Origin of the sequence: Luteimonas yanweni (assembly GCF_039548475.1) — a bacterium.
Classification (GTDB): domain Bacteria; phylum Pseudomonadota; class Gammaproteobacteria; order Xanthomonadales; family Xanthomonadaceae; genus Luteimonas.
Window position 1 is genome coordinate 14,255 of sequence record NZ_JBCLVC010000004.1, and the last position, 17,681, is coordinate 31,935.

Genomic DNA, 17,681 nt, shown 5'->3' on the forward strand with positions numbered 1-17,681 from the left:
GAGACAAACCCGGGGACAATATGCGCCATGCACCAGATGATCGAACTCCACCCCACGGCCGATGCGCTGACCGGCCTCGGCCTGCCCGCCATTCCCTATCCCGTTGCCCTCCCCGCCTTCCAGGCCGCCGTCGCCAACGATGGCGCGCTGCCGCTGGCCGACATGCTGCACGGCCTGCAGCTGCGCGCCGCCCGTGACACCGCTGACTGGCAGGCGATGGAGCCGGCCATGGCACGACTGGCCGAACTGCTGGCACCCGACGATGCCCGCGAGTGCACCGCCGAGGGCGAGGACTGGTGGATCGAAATCGGCCCGGTCGACATTGACGGCGCCATCGTGGCGCTGCAGCGCGACGACACGCTGCTGGCCACCGTCACGCAGCGCGGCGACGGTCGCCTGCGCATGGCGGCGTACCGCCCGCTGGACGGCCGCTCCATCGAACTGCTGGTGGGCCTGGCACGGGGCGAAGCGAGGCTGGCGGACGTGCCACTCCATGCCACCACGGACGCGGGCCTTTCCGTCCTGTCACGCTGGGATGCTGACCCGGGTCCCGGGTCCGGTGGACACACGTTGCCGGCGTGGCGCGCGCAACCGGCGTTGCCCACGCGCCGGCCGGCGTGCGTGCTGGCCGAATTCGGCACCTGGGACCTGCTCCGGACCTGAGGCGTGCCCGCCGCGACCCGCGGGCCGGGCGACCTGCTACCGCTGCCTGTCTAGATCCGGGCCAGCGCGTCGCGCAGCGGCTCCAGGTCCGCGCTGGACACCGGCCGCACCACCCGCACCAGCTCCTGGCCCGAACGGAGCAGCACCAGGGTCGGCCACAATTTCACCTTGAAGGTCCGGCCCAGCGGCCGGCCGCGACCGTCCTCGATCTTCAGGTGCCTGATGCCTGCGTGCTCCCCCAGCAGCACCTGGATCGGCGCCTGCGCCGCCTGGCAATGGCCGCACCAGTCGGTGCCGAACTCCAGCAGCAGGGTGCCTTCCATGGCATCGAGCTCCGCACGCGCCGGTTCCACGGCCGAGTAGCGCGCTTCGTAACTCACAGCGGTGCCCGCAGCGCCTGTTCGATATCGCCCAGCGGTGCGTTGGTGAGTGTCTTCGGCAGCTCCGCGACCAGGCGCTGCAGGACCTCCTTGTGCAGCAGCGGCCGCATCCTCCCGAGCGTGGTGGGGTCGGCCATGAGTACCAGGTGCTGGTACTGCTGCTTGAGCGCGCCTTCGTTGAGCGCCAGCGCCAGCTGCTTGGCGAACGTGGCCTCGTCGATCTGCGCGCCGGTGGACTCGTGCGGCATGCTGCCTGCCGGACCATCGTCATCCATGTTCATCAGCTCGCGCAGCTCGACCTGATGCAGCGAGGGCGCGCGCTCCTCGCCGGCGTTCCGGAACACGCGGGCCCCGGTACCATCGGCGACGACAACCAGGGCGTCGGAAGGAACAAGCGTCATGTGAATCTCCAGTCGGGCGATTGAAGGGCACATTCCACGACACGCCATCAACAGCGCGTGACCTGCAGCCGGCTCCGCGCCGCAGTTGACGACGGTTTAACGTGCGGCCTACTAGGGTCTCCGCTCAGGGGGATCAATGCAGCCTGTCCACACATCGTTGCCCGGCCATCTGGCGGACGAAACGCGCCAGCTCGCCCTGCTTCTCAACTCGGTCACCGATTACGCCATCTACATGCTCGACGCGTGCGGGATCGTGCGGTCCTGGAATCCGGGCGGCGTGCGTATCAAGGGCTATAGTGCGGAAGAGGTTATCGGCAGCCACTTTTCGCGTTTCTACACGCCCGACGAGGTGCGCGACGGCGTACCGCAGCGCAACCTGAAAACCGCGGAAACCGAAGGCCGCTTCTCCGCCGAGGGCTGGCGCGTGCGCCGTGATGGCACGCAGTTCCTGGCCAGCGTGGTGATCGACCCGATCTGGGCGGAAGACGGCGCCTTGCTGGGCTTCGCCAAGATCACGCGCGACATCACCGAGCGCCATGAGGCCGACCGGCGCCTGCAGCAGACACAGCAGGCGTTGTTCCAGGCACAGAAGATGGAGGCCATCGGCCTGCTGACGCTCGGCCTGGCCCACGACTTCAACAACCTGCTGACGGTGGTGGTCAACAGCCTTGACATCATCGGCCACCGGAGCACGGACGAACGGACCGCCAAGGTGCTCGAGACCGCGATGCGGGCCGCCGATCGCGGCGTCCTGCTCACGCGCCAGCTGCTGAGCTTCGGGCGCGGCCAGGTGCTTGCCGCCGAGAGCGAGGACGTCAACGCACTCGTCCGCGAATCCGAACCGCTGCTGCGCCGGGCCGCAGCCGACCTCGTGGACCTCAGCCTTGCGCTCGTGCCGGGCCCGGCGCTGGCGGAGATCGACCGTGGCCAGTTCGAGGCCGCGCTGCTCAATCTGGTCATCAACAGCAGGGATGCGATGCCGCAAGGCGGACGCGTGACGGTGTCCACCGCGATGCGGCGGACGCGTCTGCCGGGCGCGCCGCACGATGACGCCCGCCTGTTTATCCGCGCCTCCGTCACCGACAACGGCCCGGGAATTCCGCTTGAACACCAGAGCCGGGTATTCGAGCCGTTCTTCACCACCAAGGAAGTAGGACGGGGCAGCGGGCTGGGGCTGAGCCAGGTGTTCGGGTTTGCCGCGCAGTCCGGCGGCTTTGCCGAACTCCACAGCACGCCCGGACACGGCACCTCCGTATCCATCCACCTTCCCGCATTCGAAGCCTCCTGATGCCCCAGACCCGCCTCCTGTTCGTCGAAGACGAAGACGACCTCCGGTTCCTGATCTTCGAAGCGCTTTCAGACCTCGGTTACGACGTCACCATGGCCAGCAATGGCAGGGAGGCCATCGAAAAACTGAAGGGCGACGTCGGCTTCGACCACGTCATCACCGATGTCAGCATGCCGCAGGGCGTGACCGGCCTCGAGGTGGCGGAAGAAGCCGCCAGGCTGCAACCGGGTGCCGGGGTCGTGCTCGTTTCGGGCTACCAGCGTTCCCAACTGCCGCCCATTCCGGAAGGCGCGCGCTTCCTGCCCAAGCCCTACCGGCTGCATCAGCTGCTTGGTGTCCTGGAACGCTAGGCGCGATTTGCGTCCTCCAGGCCATCCTCTCCCACCGCCAGCTCACCAGGTTGCTCCCTGGTCGATGGTCAGCTGCGCTTCTGGTCACCCTTGTCCCCCTGTCCCGACGTGACGGTGGCCTTCGCCTTCTTCGCCTTGTCCTGTTTCTGCGAGCGGCCGACGTCGTCCTGCTCTTTGAACTGGCCCGCTTCGTCGCGACGCACGTAACGGCTGTCGCCTTCGTTCGGCGTGATGAGTTCGCGCTTGGTCATCTCGATGCACCTCCGTGAAAGGGGATCACAGGTTTCTACGCGCATCGTCAAGACGGCGCGATGGATCTTCGCGCCCTTGCATTCAGGCTTGTGGCGATCAGGCGCTGGCGTTTCGCCGTCACGTCGTTTCCTGGCGTTACAGGAAGACCCCGATGATGGCGGGCTGATGAGCGGCTGTCGCGGTGGTCAGCACAGCGCGGCCGGCACCTGCAGGTACGATCGTCCCGACACGGCGGCAATGGCGACCCCGCCATCACCGGCAACTGCAGGAGATACCGAATGCAAGGATTGGAACTGCGCTCGCTGGCCACGTCGGATGGCCGGCTCCGCCTGAGCCTGGAAACCGTGACGCTGGACGAGCCCGGGCCCGACGAGCTGGTGGTGCGGGTGGAGGCGACGCCCGTCAATCCGTCGGACGTCGGGTTGCTGTTCGGACCGGCCGACGTGTCCACATTCCGGCGTGAAGAAGGCCCCGAACGAGCCGTGGCGGTGGCCGACATCCCGCGGCAGCGCCTGCAGGCGATCGGCGGACGCATTGACCGGTCGCTGCCGGTGGGCAACGAGGGCGCGGGCACTGTCGTCAAGGCGGGCGCACACGTGCAGCACTACCTTGGCAGGACCGTGGGCATGCTCGGCGGCGGGATGTACACGCAGCTGCGCAGGTTGCCCGCACGGGACTGCATCCTGCTTCCCGAAGGCACCGACGTCGCGGACGGCGCCTCGATGTTCGTCAATCCGCTGACCTCGCTCGGCTTCACCGAAACCATGAAGGCCGAGGGCCACACCGCCATCGTCCACACCGCCGCCGCGTCCAACCTGGGCCGGATGCTCAACAGGATCTGCCTCAAGGACGGCATCCCCCTGGTCAACATCGTGCGCAGCCAGGCGCAGGCGACCATCCTCCGCGACATCGGCGCCACCCATGTGGTCGACAGCAGCTCGCCCGGCTTTGCGGCAGAACTGGCCGACGCCGTCGCCGACACCGGCGCCACCCTCGGCTTCGACGCCATCGGCGGCGGCCCGCTCGCCGGCCAGATCCTGCAGGCGATGGAAGACGCTGCAAGCCGCGCCGCATCGGCGAACTACAACATCTACGGCACCGACACCTTCAAGCAGGTCTACGTCTACGGCGGCCTGGATACCGGACCCACCGTGATCCACCGCGGCTTCGGCTTCGGCTGGAGCCTGGGTGGCTGGCTGCTCACGCCTTTTCTGCGCAAGGCCGGGCCGGAGGTGATGGCGCGCATGCGCAAGCGGGTCGTCGCCGAACTCACCACGACATTTGCCAGCCGCTATACCCGCGTGATCAGCCTGGCCGACGCGCTGGATCCGGACATCCTGGCCGCGTTCGAGCGCAAGTCCACGGGCGAGAAATACCTGATCGACCCTTCGCTGCAGGCCTGAGGTACGGGCGTCGTTGTGAAGGCACCCGACGTGCACGGAAGCTAAGATCCGGGTGGGGAACCTGAATGGAAACACGGCATGAAGAGCGGCCTTGCAGACTTCATCGAGCATCGCGCCGACGCCATTGTCGATGAGGCCATCACCTTTGCCCGCTCCGTCGACGCGGGCACCTCGCTGGGCGTTGACGAACTGCGCGACCACCTGCCGCAGGTCCTCGCAGCCATCGCGGCCGACCTGCGCAGGAGGCAGACACGGGCCGAGGAGATCGACAAGTCCCAGGGACGCGCGCCGACGGATCGCGGCGCGGCCAGGTCGGCGGCGGCCACCCATGCCCTGCATCGCGCGCACAGTGGCTTCAGCATTTCCGAGCTGGTGGCCGAGTACCGGGCGATGCGTGCGGCGGTGTTGCGCGCGTGGGCCGAGGCACCGGAAGAGGTCCCAGCGGTCCCGGGGGAGATCACCCGTTTCAATGAAGCGATCGACGAGGCCATCGCCGAATCAGTGAAGTACTACGCGGATGAAGTGGAACGCTGGCGCAACATCTTCCTGGGCGTCCTGGGCCACGACCTGCGCAGCCCGCTCACGGCGATCATGATGGCCTCCGAGCACATCGCGCGCCTGGCCGTGGACGTTCCCATCGCCAAGGCGGCGCAGCGCCTGATCAGCAGCGGCGAAAGCATGCGCCAGCTGCTGGACAGGCTGCTGGCCTACAACCGGTCGCAGATGGGGCTTGGATTCGAGGTGCAGAGACAGGAGGTGGACCTGGTCCAGGCGTGCCAGGAGGAGATCCAACTGCTGCAGGCGTCGATGCCCGGAGTCGTGATCGACTTCGATGCTCCTCCTGCGCTGCGTGGCATGTTCGACGCCGGGAGCATCCGCGAAATACTGACGAACCTTGTGATCAACGCGCGCAAGTACGGAACCGATGGCGGCGGGATCCTCGTGGCACTCCGCGACCATGGCGCCGACGCGGAACTGAGGGTCAACAACGCGGGCGAGCCCATTCCACAGGCGACGCTGGACGTGATGTTCGAACCGCTGCGCCGCGGCGGCCTCAGCCACGGCGAGAGCGAGCGGGCAAGCCTGGGGCTCGGGCTGTTCATCGTCAGCCAGATCGTGAAGGCCCACGCCGGTACGATCCGCGCGGCGGCGGCAGACGGACAGACCTGCTTCACGGTGCAGCTGCCAAAGACCTGACGCGTCCGAGCCTGCAGGTACACTGCGCAGTGCCTTTCCACGCCATGAAACCATGCTCCACCGCCTGAGATTTCCACGAACGTACTGGGCCGACCGGAGCGTCCTGGCGATCCTCATCGCGGGGACGGCCTGGCTCTCGCTCACGCTGGCGCGCGGACCTGGTGAACTCGCCGCGATCTGGGTCGGCAATGGCATCCTTACCGGGTGGTTGCTGTCCCGGCGCACCTCCATCTGGCCAAGCTACCTGGCGGTCGCATTCGCGGCCGAGCTTCCGGCACGCATGCTGGCCGGCGACGAGCCCTCGTACGCGATGGCCATTGCGTTATGCAACTTCGTTGAAACGCTGGCAGTGGCGTGGTTCGTCCGCATCCGCGTTCCCAACATTCGCGATCCGAAGAACTGGCTCAGCCTGGGCGGGACCGCCACCGCTGCCACGCTGGTCGCGTGCGCATTGGCGGCACTGTTGGCCGCAGCCGTCGCGCATTCGATGCACGGCCAGGATTTCGTGCGCGCGTTCGGTGGCTGGTATACCGCACATGTCGTCGGCATGGTGGTGCTGGCGACCACGACCCTGGTCGTGCAGCGCGAGGGCCTGGGGCTGTTCGTGAAACCGGGCCGCGGCTGGAGCCTGCTGGCCACCATGGGACTGCTGGCCGTAGTGGCCGTGGGCGTCGCCTTCACCAGGTATCCGGTGCTGTTCCTGACCTATCCACCCCTGTTACTCGTCGCCGTGCGCCACGGGTTCGCCGGGGTGGGTCTCGGGGTGATCACCCTGGGGGTGACCGTGGCCACGGCCACGACCCTCGGCCACGGTCCCCTGTCGCACCCCAGCCTCGGGGACGACGGCCAGCTCGCCCTGCTGCAGCTCTATCTGGCGGGCGGTTGCCTGATGACGATTCCGGTCTGCCTGGCGATGGCCGAGCGCAACCGCCTGGCTACGCGGCTGGTCGAAAGCGAGCGCCGCTATCGCATGCTGGCCGATCATTCACACGACGTCATTACCCGCATCAAGTCCGACGGCACGCTCCTTTATGTCTCGCCGTCGGCCGTGGAGATGTTCGGCTTCAGGCCCGCCGAGATGATCGGTAAGCGCTGGGATTTCCTGCATCCCGACGACCATCGGCAGATGACACAGGCGCTGGCTGGTGTCCTCGCTTCGGGGGAGCCGCGAACCGAGATCTACCGGATGCTGCGCAGCGACGGCCGCTACGTCTGGATCGAAGGCGTGTTGCGCTGCATACCCGCCGATGACGGAAGCGAGGCGGTCGACATCATGGTGGCCGGTCGCGATATCGATGAACGCGTCGCCGCTGAACAGGCGCTGGCGGAGAGCCGCCTCGAACTGGAACGGATGTCGCGCGTCGATCCCCTTACCGGCCTGGCCAACCGCCGCCAGTTCGATGAACGCCTGGCGCTGGCGCTCAAGCGGCAACAGCGCCACGGCAGCCCGCTCGCACTCATGTACATGGACATCGACCGCTTCAAGAGCGTCAACGATGGCCATGGCCACGCTGCCGGCGATATCGTGCTGCAGACATTCGCGAGGCGGTTGTGCGACAGCGTGCGCGAGACCGACCTGGTCGCTCGCCTGGGCGGGGACGAGTTCGTGATCCTGATCGAAGATGCACCGCCCGAGGCCGCCGAAGCCGTGGCGTGCAAGCTGATCGCGGCCATGGCGGAGGCAATCGATATCGGCGGCACGGCGCTCACCGTCACCACCAGCATCGGGCTCGCCTACGCGCGCCAGCCGGTCAGTGCGGCAAGCCTCATGGCCGAGGGAGACGCTGCGCTGTACGCGGCGAAAGGCGCCGGTCGCAACCGCTACCATTTCGCCGTCCTGCCCTGACCCCGACGCCCGGCCCCAGGCCCGGCGAGCCCGCCGCCTGCGCGCCCGGGCGGCCCATCGTCGCTGCCCGATTCGCCTACGGCCCCAACCCGGGGTTTCGTCGCCATATTCCACGTTTCGTCGCATTCCCGGCCAAGGGCGGGAAGCGGCTCGGTATGCTCCGCCGCAATCGAACACAATCAGGGGCCTTCCCGTGATCAAGAGCTTCTTCTTCGTCCTGCGCCTCGCGATCGCCTGGCTCCTCGCGGTGCTCGTCGTCGGCATCATGTGGTCCGAACTGCCGCTCCTGGGAAGGGTGGACTGGCCGATCGTGCTGCTGGGAATGATCACGATGGTGCTGGTGGTTGCCGGGGCGCTCTCGCACCTGGGGCGGGTGCGGCTGATCGCGGGCCATGTCGACCGGACGGTGCTGTCGAACCGCCAGCGCCGTCAGGTGGAGATCCCGTTCGAGGCCGGCGAGGCCTTCGACATGCTCGAGGCCGCGATCCGCGAGCTGCCGCGGGTGGAACAGGTCGAGGCCGCTCGCGACAGCCTGCAGGTGCGAGCCAAGGTCGGCCGCCCGCAGACCTATGGCGAACACCCGCTGGGCCGCTGGAACCCGCTGCTGTGGTTCGGCATCCCGCGCAACCAGATCCTCGCGACCGTCCTGCCCGGCCACGACAGCGGCAGCGTGACGCTGATATGCGAACCGGAGTCGCCGGCATGGAGCGACTGGTTCCTGGTCGACGACGGCACCAACTACGAGAACGCCGAAGCGATCACCCGCGCCATCAGCCGCCGCGTGGCCGAACATCGCCGAGGCGAGAAGGCCGCTGCGGTGCAGACGGCGACAGAGAAGGAACTCGCCGTCGCGCGCCTGAGCCTGCTGCACGCCCAGGTCGAACCGCATTTCCTCTACAACACGCTCGCCAGCGCCCAGTTGCTTGCGCGCAGCGATCCGCCGCGCGCCGACGAGATGCTGGGCCACCTGATCCAGTACCTGCGCCATTCACTGCCGCGCACCGAGGACGAGCTGTCGACCCTGGGCGCGGAGCTGGAGCGTGCACTGGCCTATCTCGAGATCCTGAAGATCCGCATGGGGCCGCGGCTGTCGGTGCAGGTCGACGTGCCGGAGAACCTGCGCGCGACCGGACTGCCGCCGATGATGCTCCAGACCCTGGTCGAGAACGCGATCAAGCACGGCCTCGAGCCGCGTACCGCCGCGGGCACGGTGTGGATCCGCGCCCGCCGCAGCGATGGCACGGTCGCGGTCACCGTGGCCGACGACGGCGACGGCTTCAACGCGAAGACCAGCGGCACCGGCATCGGCCTCAAGAACGTGCGCGAGCGTCTGCGCCTGGTGTTCGGCGGCGAAGCCGCGCTGGCGGTGGTCGCCAACTTTCCCGCGGGCGTGGCGGCCACGATCACCGTGCCCGCGGCCGTCGAAGCAGGCCGCAACCATGTCTGAGCCATCCTGGACCTGCGTCGTTGCCGAGGACGAAGCGCTGCTGCGGCGTTCGCTGCTGGAGCAGCTGCGCGCGGCCTGGCCCGCGCTGCGCGTGGTCGCGGAGTGCGATGACGGCGCCAGCGCGTTGGAAGCGATCGCCGGGCACCGGCCCGAGGTCGCCTTCCTCGACATCCGCATGCCGGGCCTGAGCGGACTTGAGGTCGCGGCCGCGGCTGCCGAAGCCAGTCCGGGCACGCGCATCGTTTTCGTCACCGCCTACGACCAGTACGCCGTCGACGCGTTCGAGCGCGGCGCGATCGACTACCTGCTGAAGCCGATCTCGGCCGAACGCCTGGCCGCCACCGTGGAGCGCCTGCAGGCGCACGGCGGCAGCGACGCCACCGCGCTGGCGGCCCTGCTCGAACGCATCGGGCCGATGCCGCCGCGCGCGGACGCACCGCCGCCTCTGACCTGGATCACCGCCAGCGCGGGCCGCGAGACGCGCCTGGTGCTGGTCGACGAAGTGGCCTATTTCCGCGCCGACAACAAGTACACCACCGTGGTCACCGCCGAGGGCGAGGCGCTGCTGCGCACGCCGATCCGCGACCTGCTCGAGGTGCTGGACCCGACGATGTTCAAGCAGATCCACCGCTCCACCATCGTCAACCTCAAGGCCATCGCCGGGATCACGCGCGACGACAGCGGGCGCGGCACCGTACGCCTGAAATCACGCCCGGAAACACTGGCGGTCAGCCAGCCCTTCATGGCCCTGTTCCGTCACATGTAGCGCCCATGCGCCGTGACGCAGCGCATCGCAACAACCGCAGCACCCCCGTGAGGTGACCCGTGAACAAGCTCATCGCCCTTTGTTACTTCGTCCTTTCGCTGTTCGGCTGTGACGGCGGCGGCAGCACCTTCGTGCACCGCGCCACGATCGACGGCAACGACGTGCTCTTCAGCAAGGCCCACGTGGAGGCAGGCGTGGCACGCTTCGAATGCCTGGGCAGCGCGTCCGGGCAATGCCATTACACCGTGTATCCGCGCGAGTGCGCGGCTGCGGCAACGGCTGTGGGAGAACGCGATGCGTGCGCGACTGCGCCGGTCCAGCGGTTTGCGGTCAACCGCGGCGACAGCCGCCAGATCACCGGCCTGCGGGACTTCCGCCTGTGCGTGAGCGCGGAACGCGGCAGGCAGGGGCCGGATTGCGAGTCCGCAGAGCCGATTGCGGCGCGCTGACCGACAGGTGGCCTACAGTCGCTCGACCGCAGTCGCGCGAATAAGCACCTCGTCCTGGCGAAAGCGCCGTTCCAGGGTCACCCGGTAGTCCGCCCACCACGCATGGTGGACATGCCCGGCCATCACTTCCAGCAGCACCACGTCGTCGCGCTGGACGCTGCCGTCGTCGTCTTCCCACGCGCCAACCGCCGGTGAGCGCACAAAGGCGGTCACGCCGCCGAAGCGGTCGGTGAGTTCGTTGCGCACGGCGTCGTGGAGCGACCTGGCAATGAGGCTGCCATCGTTGTCGTAAAGCGGGAGGAAGAGCTGGATCAGGTACATCGCTGCGTGCCCCGGCAAGGCGTCATCAGATGCGAGGCCTCACGATTCCATGCCGGGCGTGTTTGCCACGCGATCAAGCCGCTTCGGCATGCGCACCACCCCTGAACCTGCGGATTACGCGCTGCTCCAGGTCGTCCACCAGCGTGAACGCCGCCGGCACCACGATCAGGCTCAGCACGGTCGAGGTGATCAGCCCGCCGATCACGGCCACCGCCATCGGCATGCGGAAGCTGGCATCCGCCGTCAGGCCGAGCGCGATCGGCATCATGCCCGCGCCCATCGCCATCGTGGTCATGATCACAGGGCGCGCGCGCTTGTGGCAGGCATCCATCAGGGCCTCGTGCCGGCTCATGCCCTGCCCTTCCGCCATGACCGCGTAGTCCACCAGCAGGATCGAGTTCTTCACCGCGATGCCGATCAGGAGGATCAGCCCGATCAGCACCGACAGCGAGATGTCGAGGCCGGTGATCAACAGCGCGCCGAATGCGCCGCCCGCGGCCAGCGGCACCGCCACCAGGATCGTGAGCGGCTGGCTGGCGTGGTTGAACAGCAGCAGCAGCACGCCGTAGACGCAGAAGATGCCGGCCACCATAGCCATGGCGAAGCCGCCGAACATCTCGGCGAAAATCTCGCTGTCGCCGGCGGCCTGGCGGTCCACGCCAACCGGCAGGTTGTTGATCGACGGCAACGCGTCGATCTGCTTCTCCACTTCACCCATCGCCATGCCGTTCAAGTCCACGGTGATCGTGACGTTGCGGCGACGGTCGAAGCGGTCGATCTGCGAGGGGCCGCTGGCGGTGGTGATCTCGGCGACAGACGACAGCGGCACGCTGCCGCCGGTGGCGGTGGGCACGCGCAGCTGCCCGAGCAGCGAAGGATCCGACAGCGCGCGCTCGTCCAGCTGCACGCGGATCGGCACCTGGCGCTCGGGCAGGTTGAGCTTGGCGAGGAACTGTTCGTAGTCGCCGCGGGTGGCCACGCGCGTGGCGGCGGCGATGTCGGCAGTCGATACGCCCAGGTCAGCGGCGCGCGCGGGATCGGGGCGCACGATCACCTCCGGGCGCACCAGCGAGGCCGATGAGCCCACGGTGCCGAGGCCCGGCATCTGGCGGATCTCGCGCTCCACGTCGCGGGCGGCAGCGGCCAGCTTCACCGGGTCGTCGCCGGCCAGCACCAGCTGCAGCGCGCGGCCGGGTTCGCCGCCCTGGAAACTCAGGCGCACGCCGGGAAGGTCAGCCAGGCGCTCGCGCACCTGCCCTTCCAGTTCGTACTGGGTGAGGTCGCGGTCATCGATCCAGCGGATGGTGAGCGTCGCCTTTCGCAGCTCGGCGCTGGTGAGGTCGCCGGCCGGGCCGTTCGCGCCGGAGTTGCTGCCGGCGGTCACGAACACATGTTCGATCTCGGGAATGTCGGCGATGCGCTGGCGCGCGGTCTCGGCCACCTCCGCGGTGGTCGCGAGCGCGGTGCCCGGCGGCAGTTCGATCAGGACGTTGCTCTGGATGCCGTCGGTCGGCGGGATGAAGGTCACGTCCAGCAGCGGCAGCAGCGCCAGCGAGCCGATGAAGATGCCGAGCGCGATCGTGAGCGTCCGGTTGCGGCGCTTCAGCGCGCGGTCCACCCAGCGCAGGTACCACTGCATGAGCCTCGAATCGCCCTTGTGCTCGGGCAGCGGCTTGAGCAGGTAGGCCGACATCATCGGAGTGATGAGCCGCGCGACCAGCAGCGAGAACATCACCGCGGCGGCGGCGGTCCAGCCGAACTCGCGGAAGAACTTGCCGGGAATGCCGGGCATGAAGGCCACGGGGATGAAGACCGCGGCCAGGGTGCAGGATGTGGCGATCACCGCCAGGCCGATCTCGTCGGCGGCCTCCAGTGCGGCCTGCTTGGGCGACTTGCCCATGCGCAGGTGGCGGTCGATGTTCTCGACCTCCACGATCGCATCGTCCACCAGGATGCCCACCACCACGGCCAGCGCCAGCAGCGTGATCATGTTGAGGCTGAAACCCAGCCAGTACATCACCGCGAAGGTCGGGATGATCGACAACGGCAGCGCGATGGCGCTGATGAAGGTGGCGCGGAAGTCGCGCAGGAACAGGAACACCACCAGCACGGCGAGTGCCGAACCTTCGTAGAGCATGTGCATCGAGGAATCGAACGAGTTCTCGGCCACCTGGGTGGTGGATGCCACTTCCACCACGCGCAGGCGCGGCTCTCCGGCCTGCAGCGTCGCGACCGCCTCGCGCACGGCGTTGCCGACATCGACCTCGCTGGTGTTGGTGGTGCGCTGCACGGCAAACCCGATCACCGGGCGGCCGTCGAGCGTGGTGCGCTGGCTGACGGTGGCGTTGCCATCACTCACGGTCGCCAGCGTCGACAGACGCACGCTGCGGCCGTCGGGCATGGAAATCGGGAAATCGGCGAGGTCGGCGGCGGTCTCGACGGTACCCAGCGTACGCACGGCCTGCTCGCTGCCGCCCACCGTGGTGCGGCCACCGGGCTGCTCCTGCTGGATACGCGCGAGTTGCTGGCTGATCAGCGCGGGGCTGGCGCCGAAGCCCTGCACCGCTTCCGGACGCAGGTCGACGCGGATCTCGCGGTCCACGCCGCCGATGCGCCGCACGGTGCCCACGCCGGGCACGGCGAACAGGCGCTTGGACACGGTGTCGTCGATGTACCAGCTGAGCTCTTCGTCGCTCCAGCCATCGGCGGTGACGGCATAGGTGAGCATGTCGCCGCCGGTCACGTTGACCAGCGAGACGATCGGGGGCTCGACATCGGCCGGCAGGTCGATGCGCACGCGGTCGATGGCGTCGCGCACCTCGTCCTTGGCGATGGTGCCGTCCTTCTCGATCTCGAAGGTGAGGATGGTGGTGGACACGCCCTCGTTGACGATCGAAGCCGTGTTGCGCAGCGCCGGGATGCTGGCGGTGGCGTCCTCGACCTTGCGCGTGACCTGGGTTTCCAGGGTGCTGGGGCTTGCCCCCGGGAGCATCACGGTGACGTTGACCACCGGCACCGTGAGGTCGGGAAACTGCGAGACGGCGAGTTTGTTGAACGCCACGAGGCCCGCGGCGGTGAGCAGGATGAAGACCAGGATCGCCGGCAGCGGCCGGTGGATGGACCAGGCGGAAAAATTCATTCGGCAACGGCTCCGGCGGCTGGCGCAGCCTGCGCGTTTGCGGCAGCTTCAGCCTCAACGCTCTCGACCACGCGCACCAGGTCGCCATCGCCGAGGAACCCGGCGCCCCGCGCCACGACGCGATCGCCCTGCGCCAGCCCGTCGTGCACCTCGATCATGTCGCCATGCGCCGCGCCCACGGCCACGCCGCGCTCGTGCACGCGGTTCTCGCCATCCACGGTGAAGACATAGGCGCGGCCATCGCGTCGCACCACGGCCTCGCCCGGCACCAGCATCGCCTGCGCCCGGCCCAGCACCAGCCGCCCCTGCGCGAACATGCCCGCGCGCAGGCCGCCGGGCTCCGGCAGGTCCACGTACACGGTGCCGGTGCGGCTCTGTGCATCCAGCCCCGGCGACACGGTACGCACGGTGCCTTCGATGAAGCCGGCCGGCGACTCCACGCGCACCGGCGTGCCCACGTCCACGCGCAGCAGGTCGGCCTCGGCGAGCTCCGCGCGCCATTCCAGGCGGCCATCGCGGATCAGGCGCAGCAGCTCGCCACCCGCGCCTACCACCTGCCCCGGCTGCACGCTGCGTGCCGACACCACGCCCGCCACCGGCGCGCGCACCACGGTGAAGTCTCGCTGCACGCGCGCGGCATCGCGGCTGGCAATCGCGGTATTGAGGCGTGCTTCCGCGTTGGCGCGCGCAGCCTCGGCTTCCTCGGCATCCTGCAGTGACACCATCTGCGAATCGGCGAGTTCGCGGATGCGGGCGGCCTTGCGACGGGCGGTCTCGAGGTTGGTCTGCGCCTCGCGGACCTGTGCGTCGGACTGCGCCAGCTGCGAGGCCAGGGTGCGGTCGTCCACGCGCAGCAGGACGTCACCTTCGGCCACCACGCTGCCGACCTCGACGGCCACGCTGGCCACGCGCAGCCCCGACAGCTCGACGCCGATCGACACCTCTTCCCACGCGGCCACCGCGCCCGAGGCCACCACCTCGCGCGCGACCTCGCGCTGCTCCGGCGCGACCAGGGTCACGGTCAGGCTGGGGGCGGCTTCCGGCGCGGCCGTGTCGGCACAGGCGGACAGGGCAAGCAGACTGGAAAGCAGCAGCAGTGGAAAGCGGATCGGCATCTGGCGGGCTCGTGGCTGAACAGCGGGCAAGATATCAGCGTATCGATGGTCCACGGGTGACGCCGGCCGGCGCTCCCGACTCACCTTCGGACGCCGGCCAGATCCGCCTGCATCCCCCTCAAGTACGGCAGCAGCGCAAGCGCACGCGCCACCACGAACACCACGAATGCCGCCCAGAGCCCGTGGTTGCCATAGCGCGCGGCCAGTGGCCACGCGCACAGCAGGAACACCGCGAGCGACGCCATGCTGGCATTGCGCATCGCACGCGTCCGCGTGGTGCCGATGAAGATGCCGTCGAGCTGGAACGCGGCCACCGACAGCAGCACGTACAGGGCCGTCCACGGCACGTAGGTGCCGGCGATCCCGCGCACGTCCGGCAGGCTGGTCAGCGCGGCCACGGCGGCCCCGCCCAGCAGCAGGACCAGCGCCGCCAGGACCAGCGCGGTGCCCGCGGCCAGTTCGCTGGTCAGGCGCACGGCGCGGCGGAACCTGCCGCCGTCGCGCGCGCCCCATGCGGCGCCCACCTGCGCCTCGGCCACGAATGCGAAGCCGTCCAGGAAAAACGCGCTGAACGACACCAGCTGCAGCAGGATGTGGTTGGCGGCCAACGTCGCGTCGCCAAAGCGCGCGCCGGCGTTGGCGAACCAGCCGAACGCGAACAGCAGGCACAGTGTGCGCACCAGGATGTCACCGTTGGCGGCCAGCGCCTGGCGGATGCGCGCAAGGTCGGCGATGCGCCACCAGGCCAGGAACGGCTCATCCCCCGCGTGCCGCGCGCGCAGCACGCGCCACACCACCGCCAGCGCCACCGCGCAGGTCGCCCACTCCGCGATCGCCGTGCCCAGGCCGATGCCGCGCGCGCCCAGGCCCAGGGCACCGGCGAACCAGATGTCCAGGCCCGCGTTGAGACCGTTGAGCAGCAGCTGCACGAACAGCAGTTCGCGGCTGCGGCCCAGCCCGATGAGCAGGCCGCTGCAGGCGAACATCGCCAGCGCCGCCGGGGCGCCCCAGATGCGCGCGCGGAAGTACTCGCCGGCAACCGACTCGACCGCATCGCTGCCGTCCATCAGCCCGAAATACAGCGCCGCGACCGGCCACTGCAGCAGGAGCAGCGCGATGCCCAGGCCGACCGCCAGCAACACGGCGCGCGCGAGCGTGGCCCGGACTTCGGCCTCGTCGTCCGCACCCGCCGCCTGCGCGACGAAGCCCGTCGTACCCATGCGCAGGAAGCCGAAGCTCCAGTAGACGAAGTTGAACAGCAGCGCGCCCAAGGCAAGTGCGCCCAGGCTGGTGGCCGTGCCGTAGTGCCCGATCACCGCGGTATCGACCAGGCCGAGGGCCGGCACTGCGGCATTGGCCAGGATGATCGGCCAAGCCTGGCGCGCCACGGCGGCGCGGGAGCGTGGCTCAGGGGATTGCGCCAAGGCGGGCGCTACAGGTTGCTGTCTTCGGCGGGCACGTCGGCAGGCAGCGACGCCGCACCCGCGGTGACGTCGCTGTCGGGCGGACACTGCGCGCCGACGGTGTAGGAAGTCATCGACAGCGACCCGTATGCCGGGCCTTCCACCAGCACGTCGGCGCCCTTGCCGCTGGCCGCGGCGATCCCGGCGAGATACAGCAGAGGGAGGAAGTGCTCGTCGGTCGGTGCCGCCGCGGCAAAGTCCGCATGGCCCATCAGCGCGGCCGCCTCTCCGGGGCGCTCGGCAAGCACCTGCTTCGCGGCGGCGTCAAAGCGCTCGTTCCAGTCGAACGCGGAATCCGGCTGCTTCCAGTCGATCGCGCGCAGGTTGTGCACGACGTTGCCGCTGCCCAGCACCAGGATTCCGCGCGCGCGCAGCGCAGCCAGGCGTGCGCCAAGTTCGACGTGGAACTCCGGCGGCTTCTGCGCGTTGATCGACAGCTGCACCACCGGGATGTCGGCGTCCGGGAAGGCATGCACCAGCACCGACCAGGTGCCGTGGTCCAGGCCCCAGACATCGGTGTCGGCACCGACGAAGTCGGGCCTGGCGACATCGGCCACCTCTTCCGCCAGCTCGGGCAGGCCCGGCGCCGGGTACTGCACGTCGAACAGCGCCTGCGGAAACCCGAAGAAGTCGTGGATGGTCTTCGGGCGCGGCATGGTGGTGACCGCGGTGGTGTTGACGTACCAGTGCGCCGACACCGCCAGGATCGCGCGCGGGCGCGGTACCGAGGCCCCGAACGCGCGCCAGGCTTCGGTGTAGCGGTTGCGCTCGAGCGCGTTCATCGGGCTGCCGTGGCCGAGGAAGGCGGCGGGCATCAGGGGCGGGATGGACATGGCGGCCTCGATCATCCGGGGAGGGGCAGTATGCGACTCAGCCGCCGGCGAGGCCGCCGCCGGCACGTCCCGGCAGCGCACCATCGTCTTCGGCTTCGGGATCCTCGAGTTCGCCCACTTCACGATCGAAGCCGGCCTTGGGGGCCGGTTCGGAGGGCATGTCCTGCGGACGCTGCCGCTGGTCGTCCTGTTCCCGGTGTTCCGGCTGTCGGCTGTCTTTGTCCTGGTTCATGGCGCACTCCTGCTCGCGGGAGGTCCGAGGCTACGTCCCCGTCCGTGAAAGCCGGACGATGCCCGCCCTGCGCGACGACCCGGTCGCGCACGCCACCGTCCACGCCGCGCCCCGACTCCCTGGCCATGGCTGGTTC

Annotated in this window: 18 protein-coding genes; 9 read left to right on the forward strand and 9 right to left on the reverse strand. The window is 69.0% G+C overall.

What is annotated here, in order from left to right; all coding sequences use genetic code 11:
* Window positions 1–27 precede the first annotated feature (27 nt).
* Window positions 28–663 carry a hypothetical protein gene (locus tag WCE39_RS01150; protein ID WP_343274881.1) on the forward strand — a complete coding sequence of 212 codons (636 nt, stop codon included), beginning with the start codon at window positions 28–30 and terminating at the stop codon, window positions 661–663.
* Between the two features lie 50 nt (window positions 664–713).
* Here WCE39_RS01150 and WCE39_RS01155 read toward each other — a convergent pair whose 3' ends face one another.
* Window positions 714–1,043, reverse strand: coding sequence for a thioredoxin family protein (locus WCE39_RS01155; RefSeq protein ID WP_343274882.1), 330 nt, complete (start codon window positions 1,041–1,043; stop codon window positions 714–716).
* Window positions 1,040–1,444: a host attachment family protein gene (locus WCE39_RS01160; protein ID WP_343274883.1), complete on the reverse strand. Its 405-nt coding sequence runs from the start codon at window positions 1,442–1,444 to the stop codon at window positions 1,040–1,042. The genes WCE39_RS01155 and WCE39_RS01160 overlap by 4 nt, the downstream gene beginning before the upstream one ends.
* Before the next feature lie 136 nt (window positions 1,445–1,580).
* On the opposite strand from WCE39_RS01160, the gene WCE39_RS01165 reads away from it, so the two are divergent.
* Window positions 1,581–2,732, forward strand: a complete 1,152-nt coding sequence (locus WCE39_RS01165) for a PAS domain-containing sensor histidine kinase (RefSeq protein ID WP_343274884.1) — start codon at window positions 1,581–1,583, stop codon at window positions 2,730–2,732.
* A complete protein-coding gene (locus WCE39_RS01170; RefSeq protein ID WP_343274885.1) occupies window positions 2,732–3,082 on the forward strand; it encodes a response regulator in 351 nt (116 codons plus the stop codon). The genes WCE39_RS01165 and WCE39_RS01170 overlap by 1 nt, the downstream gene beginning before the upstream one ends.
* A gap of 68 nt (window positions 3,083–3,150) precedes the next feature.
* Here the strand turns inward: WCE39_RS01170 and WCE39_RS01175 are convergent, their stop codons facing one another.
* On the reverse strand, window positions 3,151–3,333 hold the full coding sequence (locus tag WCE39_RS01175; protein ID WP_343274886.1) for a hypothetical protein: 183 nt from the start codon (window positions 3,331–3,333) through the stop codon (window positions 3,151–3,153).
* Between the two features lie 279 nt (window positions 3,334–3,612).
* Here WCE39_RS01175 and WCE39_RS01180 point away from each other — a divergent pair, with 279 nt between their 5' ends.
* The 6 genes from WCE39_RS01180 (at window position 3,613) to WCE39_RS01205 (ending at window position 10,442) form a co-directional block, all read left to right on the forward strand.
* Complete coding sequence (locus WCE39_RS01180; protein WP_343274887.1) at window positions 3,613–4,737, forward strand: zinc-binding dehydrogenase; 1,125 nt, start codon at window positions 3,613–3,615, stop codon at window positions 4,735–4,737.
* 78 nt (window positions 4,738–4,815) lie between these two features.
* Complete coding sequence (locus WCE39_RS01185) at window positions 4,816–5,934, forward strand: sensor histidine kinase (protein ID WP_343274888.1); 1,119 nt, start codon at window positions 4,816–4,818, stop codon at window positions 5,932–5,934.
* A 52-nt stretch (window positions 5,935–5,986) separates the two neighbouring features.
* Complete coding sequence (locus WCE39_RS01190; protein ID WP_343274889.1) at window positions 5,987–7,780, forward strand: diguanylate cyclase domain-containing protein; 1,794 nt, start codon at window positions 5,987–5,989, stop codon at window positions 7,778–7,780.
* 193 nt (window positions 7,781–7,973) lie between these two features.
* Window positions 7,974–9,227: a histidine kinase gene (locus WCE39_RS01195; RefSeq protein ID WP_343274890.1), complete on the forward strand. Its 1,254-nt coding sequence runs from the start codon at window positions 7,974–7,976 to the stop codon at window positions 9,225–9,227.
* A complete protein-coding gene (locus tag WCE39_RS01200) occupies window positions 9,220–9,993 on the forward strand; it encodes a LytR/AlgR family response regulator transcription factor (RefSeq protein WP_343274891.1) in 774 nt (257 codons plus the stop codon). The genes WCE39_RS01195 and WCE39_RS01200 overlap by 8 nt, the downstream gene beginning before the upstream one ends.
* A 59-nt stretch (window positions 9,994–10,052) precedes the next feature.
* Window positions 10,053–10,442, forward strand: a complete 390-nt coding sequence (locus WCE39_RS01205) for a hypothetical protein (RefSeq protein WP_343274892.1) — start codon at window positions 10,053–10,055, stop codon at window positions 10,440–10,442.
* Between the two features lie 12 nt (window positions 10,443–10,454).
* On the opposite strand, the gene WCE39_RS01210 is transcribed toward WCE39_RS01205, so the two are convergent.
* From WCE39_RS01210 to WCE39_RS01235, 6 genes are all read right to left on the reverse strand, one after another.
* Window positions 10,455–10,763 carry a hypothetical protein gene (locus WCE39_RS01210; RefSeq protein WP_343274893.1) on the reverse strand — a complete coding sequence of 103 codons (309 nt, stop codon included), beginning with the start codon at window positions 10,761–10,763 and terminating at the stop codon, window positions 10,455–10,457.
* Between the two features lie 73 nt (window positions 10,764–10,836).
* Entirely contained in the window at window positions 10,837–13,902 is a 3,066-nt protein-coding gene (locus WCE39_RS01215; RefSeq protein ID WP_343274894.1) for an efflux RND transporter permease subunit, read from the reverse strand.
* Window positions 13,899–15,017, reverse strand: coding sequence for an efflux RND transporter periplasmic adaptor subunit (locus tag WCE39_RS01220; RefSeq protein ID WP_343274895.1), 1,119 nt, complete (start codon window positions 15,015–15,017; stop codon window positions 13,899–13,901). Before WCE39_RS01220 ends, WCE39_RS01215 begins: the two co-directional genes overlap by 4 nt.
* An 80-nt stretch (window positions 15,018–15,097) precedes the next feature.
* Complete coding sequence (locus WCE39_RS01225; protein WP_343274896.1) at window positions 15,098–16,405, reverse strand: MATE family efflux transporter; 1,308 nt, start codon at window positions 16,403–16,405, stop codon at window positions 15,098–15,100.
* Between the two features lie 44 nt (window positions 16,406–16,449).
* Window positions 16,450–17,313 (reverse strand): 4,5-DOPA-extradiol-dioxygenase, encoded by an 864-nt coding sequence (gene ygiD, locus WCE39_RS01230; protein ID WP_343274897.1) that lies wholly within the window; start codon window positions 17,311–17,313, stop codon window positions 16,450–16,452.
* A 37-nt stretch (window positions 17,314–17,350) separates the two neighbouring features.
* The gene (locus WCE39_RS01235) at window positions 17,351–17,545 is read right to left on the reverse strand and encodes a hypothetical protein (protein ID WP_343274898.1); all 195 of its coding nucleotides are present in this window, start codon (window positions 17,543–17,545) and stop codon (window positions 17,351–17,353) included.
* Window positions 17,546–17,681: the final 136 nt, after the last annotated feature.

Excerpts from the sequence above, each read along its gene's own strand:
- ygiD (WP_343274897.1), bottom strand. The coding sequence starts at position 17,313 with ATGTCCATCCCGCCCCTGATGCCCGCCGCCTTCCTCGGCCACGGCAGC.
- WCE39_RS01185 (WP_343274888.1), top strand. The coding sequence starts at position 4,816 with ATGAAGAGCGGCCTTGCAGACTTCATCGAGCATCGCGCCGACGCCATT.
- WCE39_RS01210 (WP_343274893.1), bottom strand. The coding sequence starts at position 10,763 with ATGTACCTGATCCAGCTCTTCCTCCCGCTTTACGACAACGATGGCAGC.
- WCE39_RS01200 (WP_343274891.1), top strand. The coding sequence starts at position 9,220 with ATGTCTGAGCCATCCTGGACCTGCGTCGTTGCCGAGGACGAAGCGCTG.
- WCE39_RS01215 (WP_343274894.1), bottom strand. The coding sequence starts at position 13,902 with ATGAATTTTTCCGCCTGGTCCATCCACCGGCCGCTGCCGGCGATCCTG.
- WCE39_RS01170 (WP_343274885.1), top strand. The coding sequence starts at position 2,732 with ATGCCCCAGACCCGCCTCCTGTTCGTCGAAGACGAAGACGACCTCCGG.
- WCE39_RS01220 (WP_343274895.1), bottom strand. The coding sequence starts at position 15,017 with ATGCCGATCCGCTTTCCACTGCTGCTGCTTTCCAGTCTGCTTGCCCTG.
- WCE39_RS01180 (WP_343274887.1), top strand. The coding sequence starts at position 3,613 with ATGCAAGGATTGGAACTGCGCTCGCTGGCCACGTCGGATGGCCGGCTC.
- WCE39_RS01190 (WP_343274889.1), top strand. The coding sequence starts at position 5,987 with ATGCTCCACCGCCTGAGATTTCCACGAACGTACTGGGCCGACCGGAGC.
- WCE39_RS01150 (WP_343274881.1), top strand. The coding sequence starts at position 28 with ATGCACCAGATGATCGAACTCCACCCCACGGCCGATGCGCTGACCGGC.
- WCE39_RS01160 (WP_343274883.1), bottom strand. The coding sequence starts at position 1,444 with ATGACGCTTGTTCCTTCCGACGCCCTGGTTGTCGTCGCCGATGGTACC.
- WCE39_RS01235 (WP_343274898.1), bottom strand. The coding sequence starts at position 17,545 with ATGAACCAGGACAAAGACAGCCGACAGCCGGAACACCGGGAACAGGAC.
- WCE39_RS01175 (WP_343274886.1), bottom strand. The coding sequence starts at position 3,333 with ATGACCAAGCGCGAACTCATCACGCCGAACGAAGGCGACAGCCGTTAC.
- WCE39_RS01165 (WP_343274884.1), top strand. The coding sequence starts at position 1,581 with ATGCAGCCTGTCCACACATCGTTGCCCGGCCATCTGGCGGACGAAACG.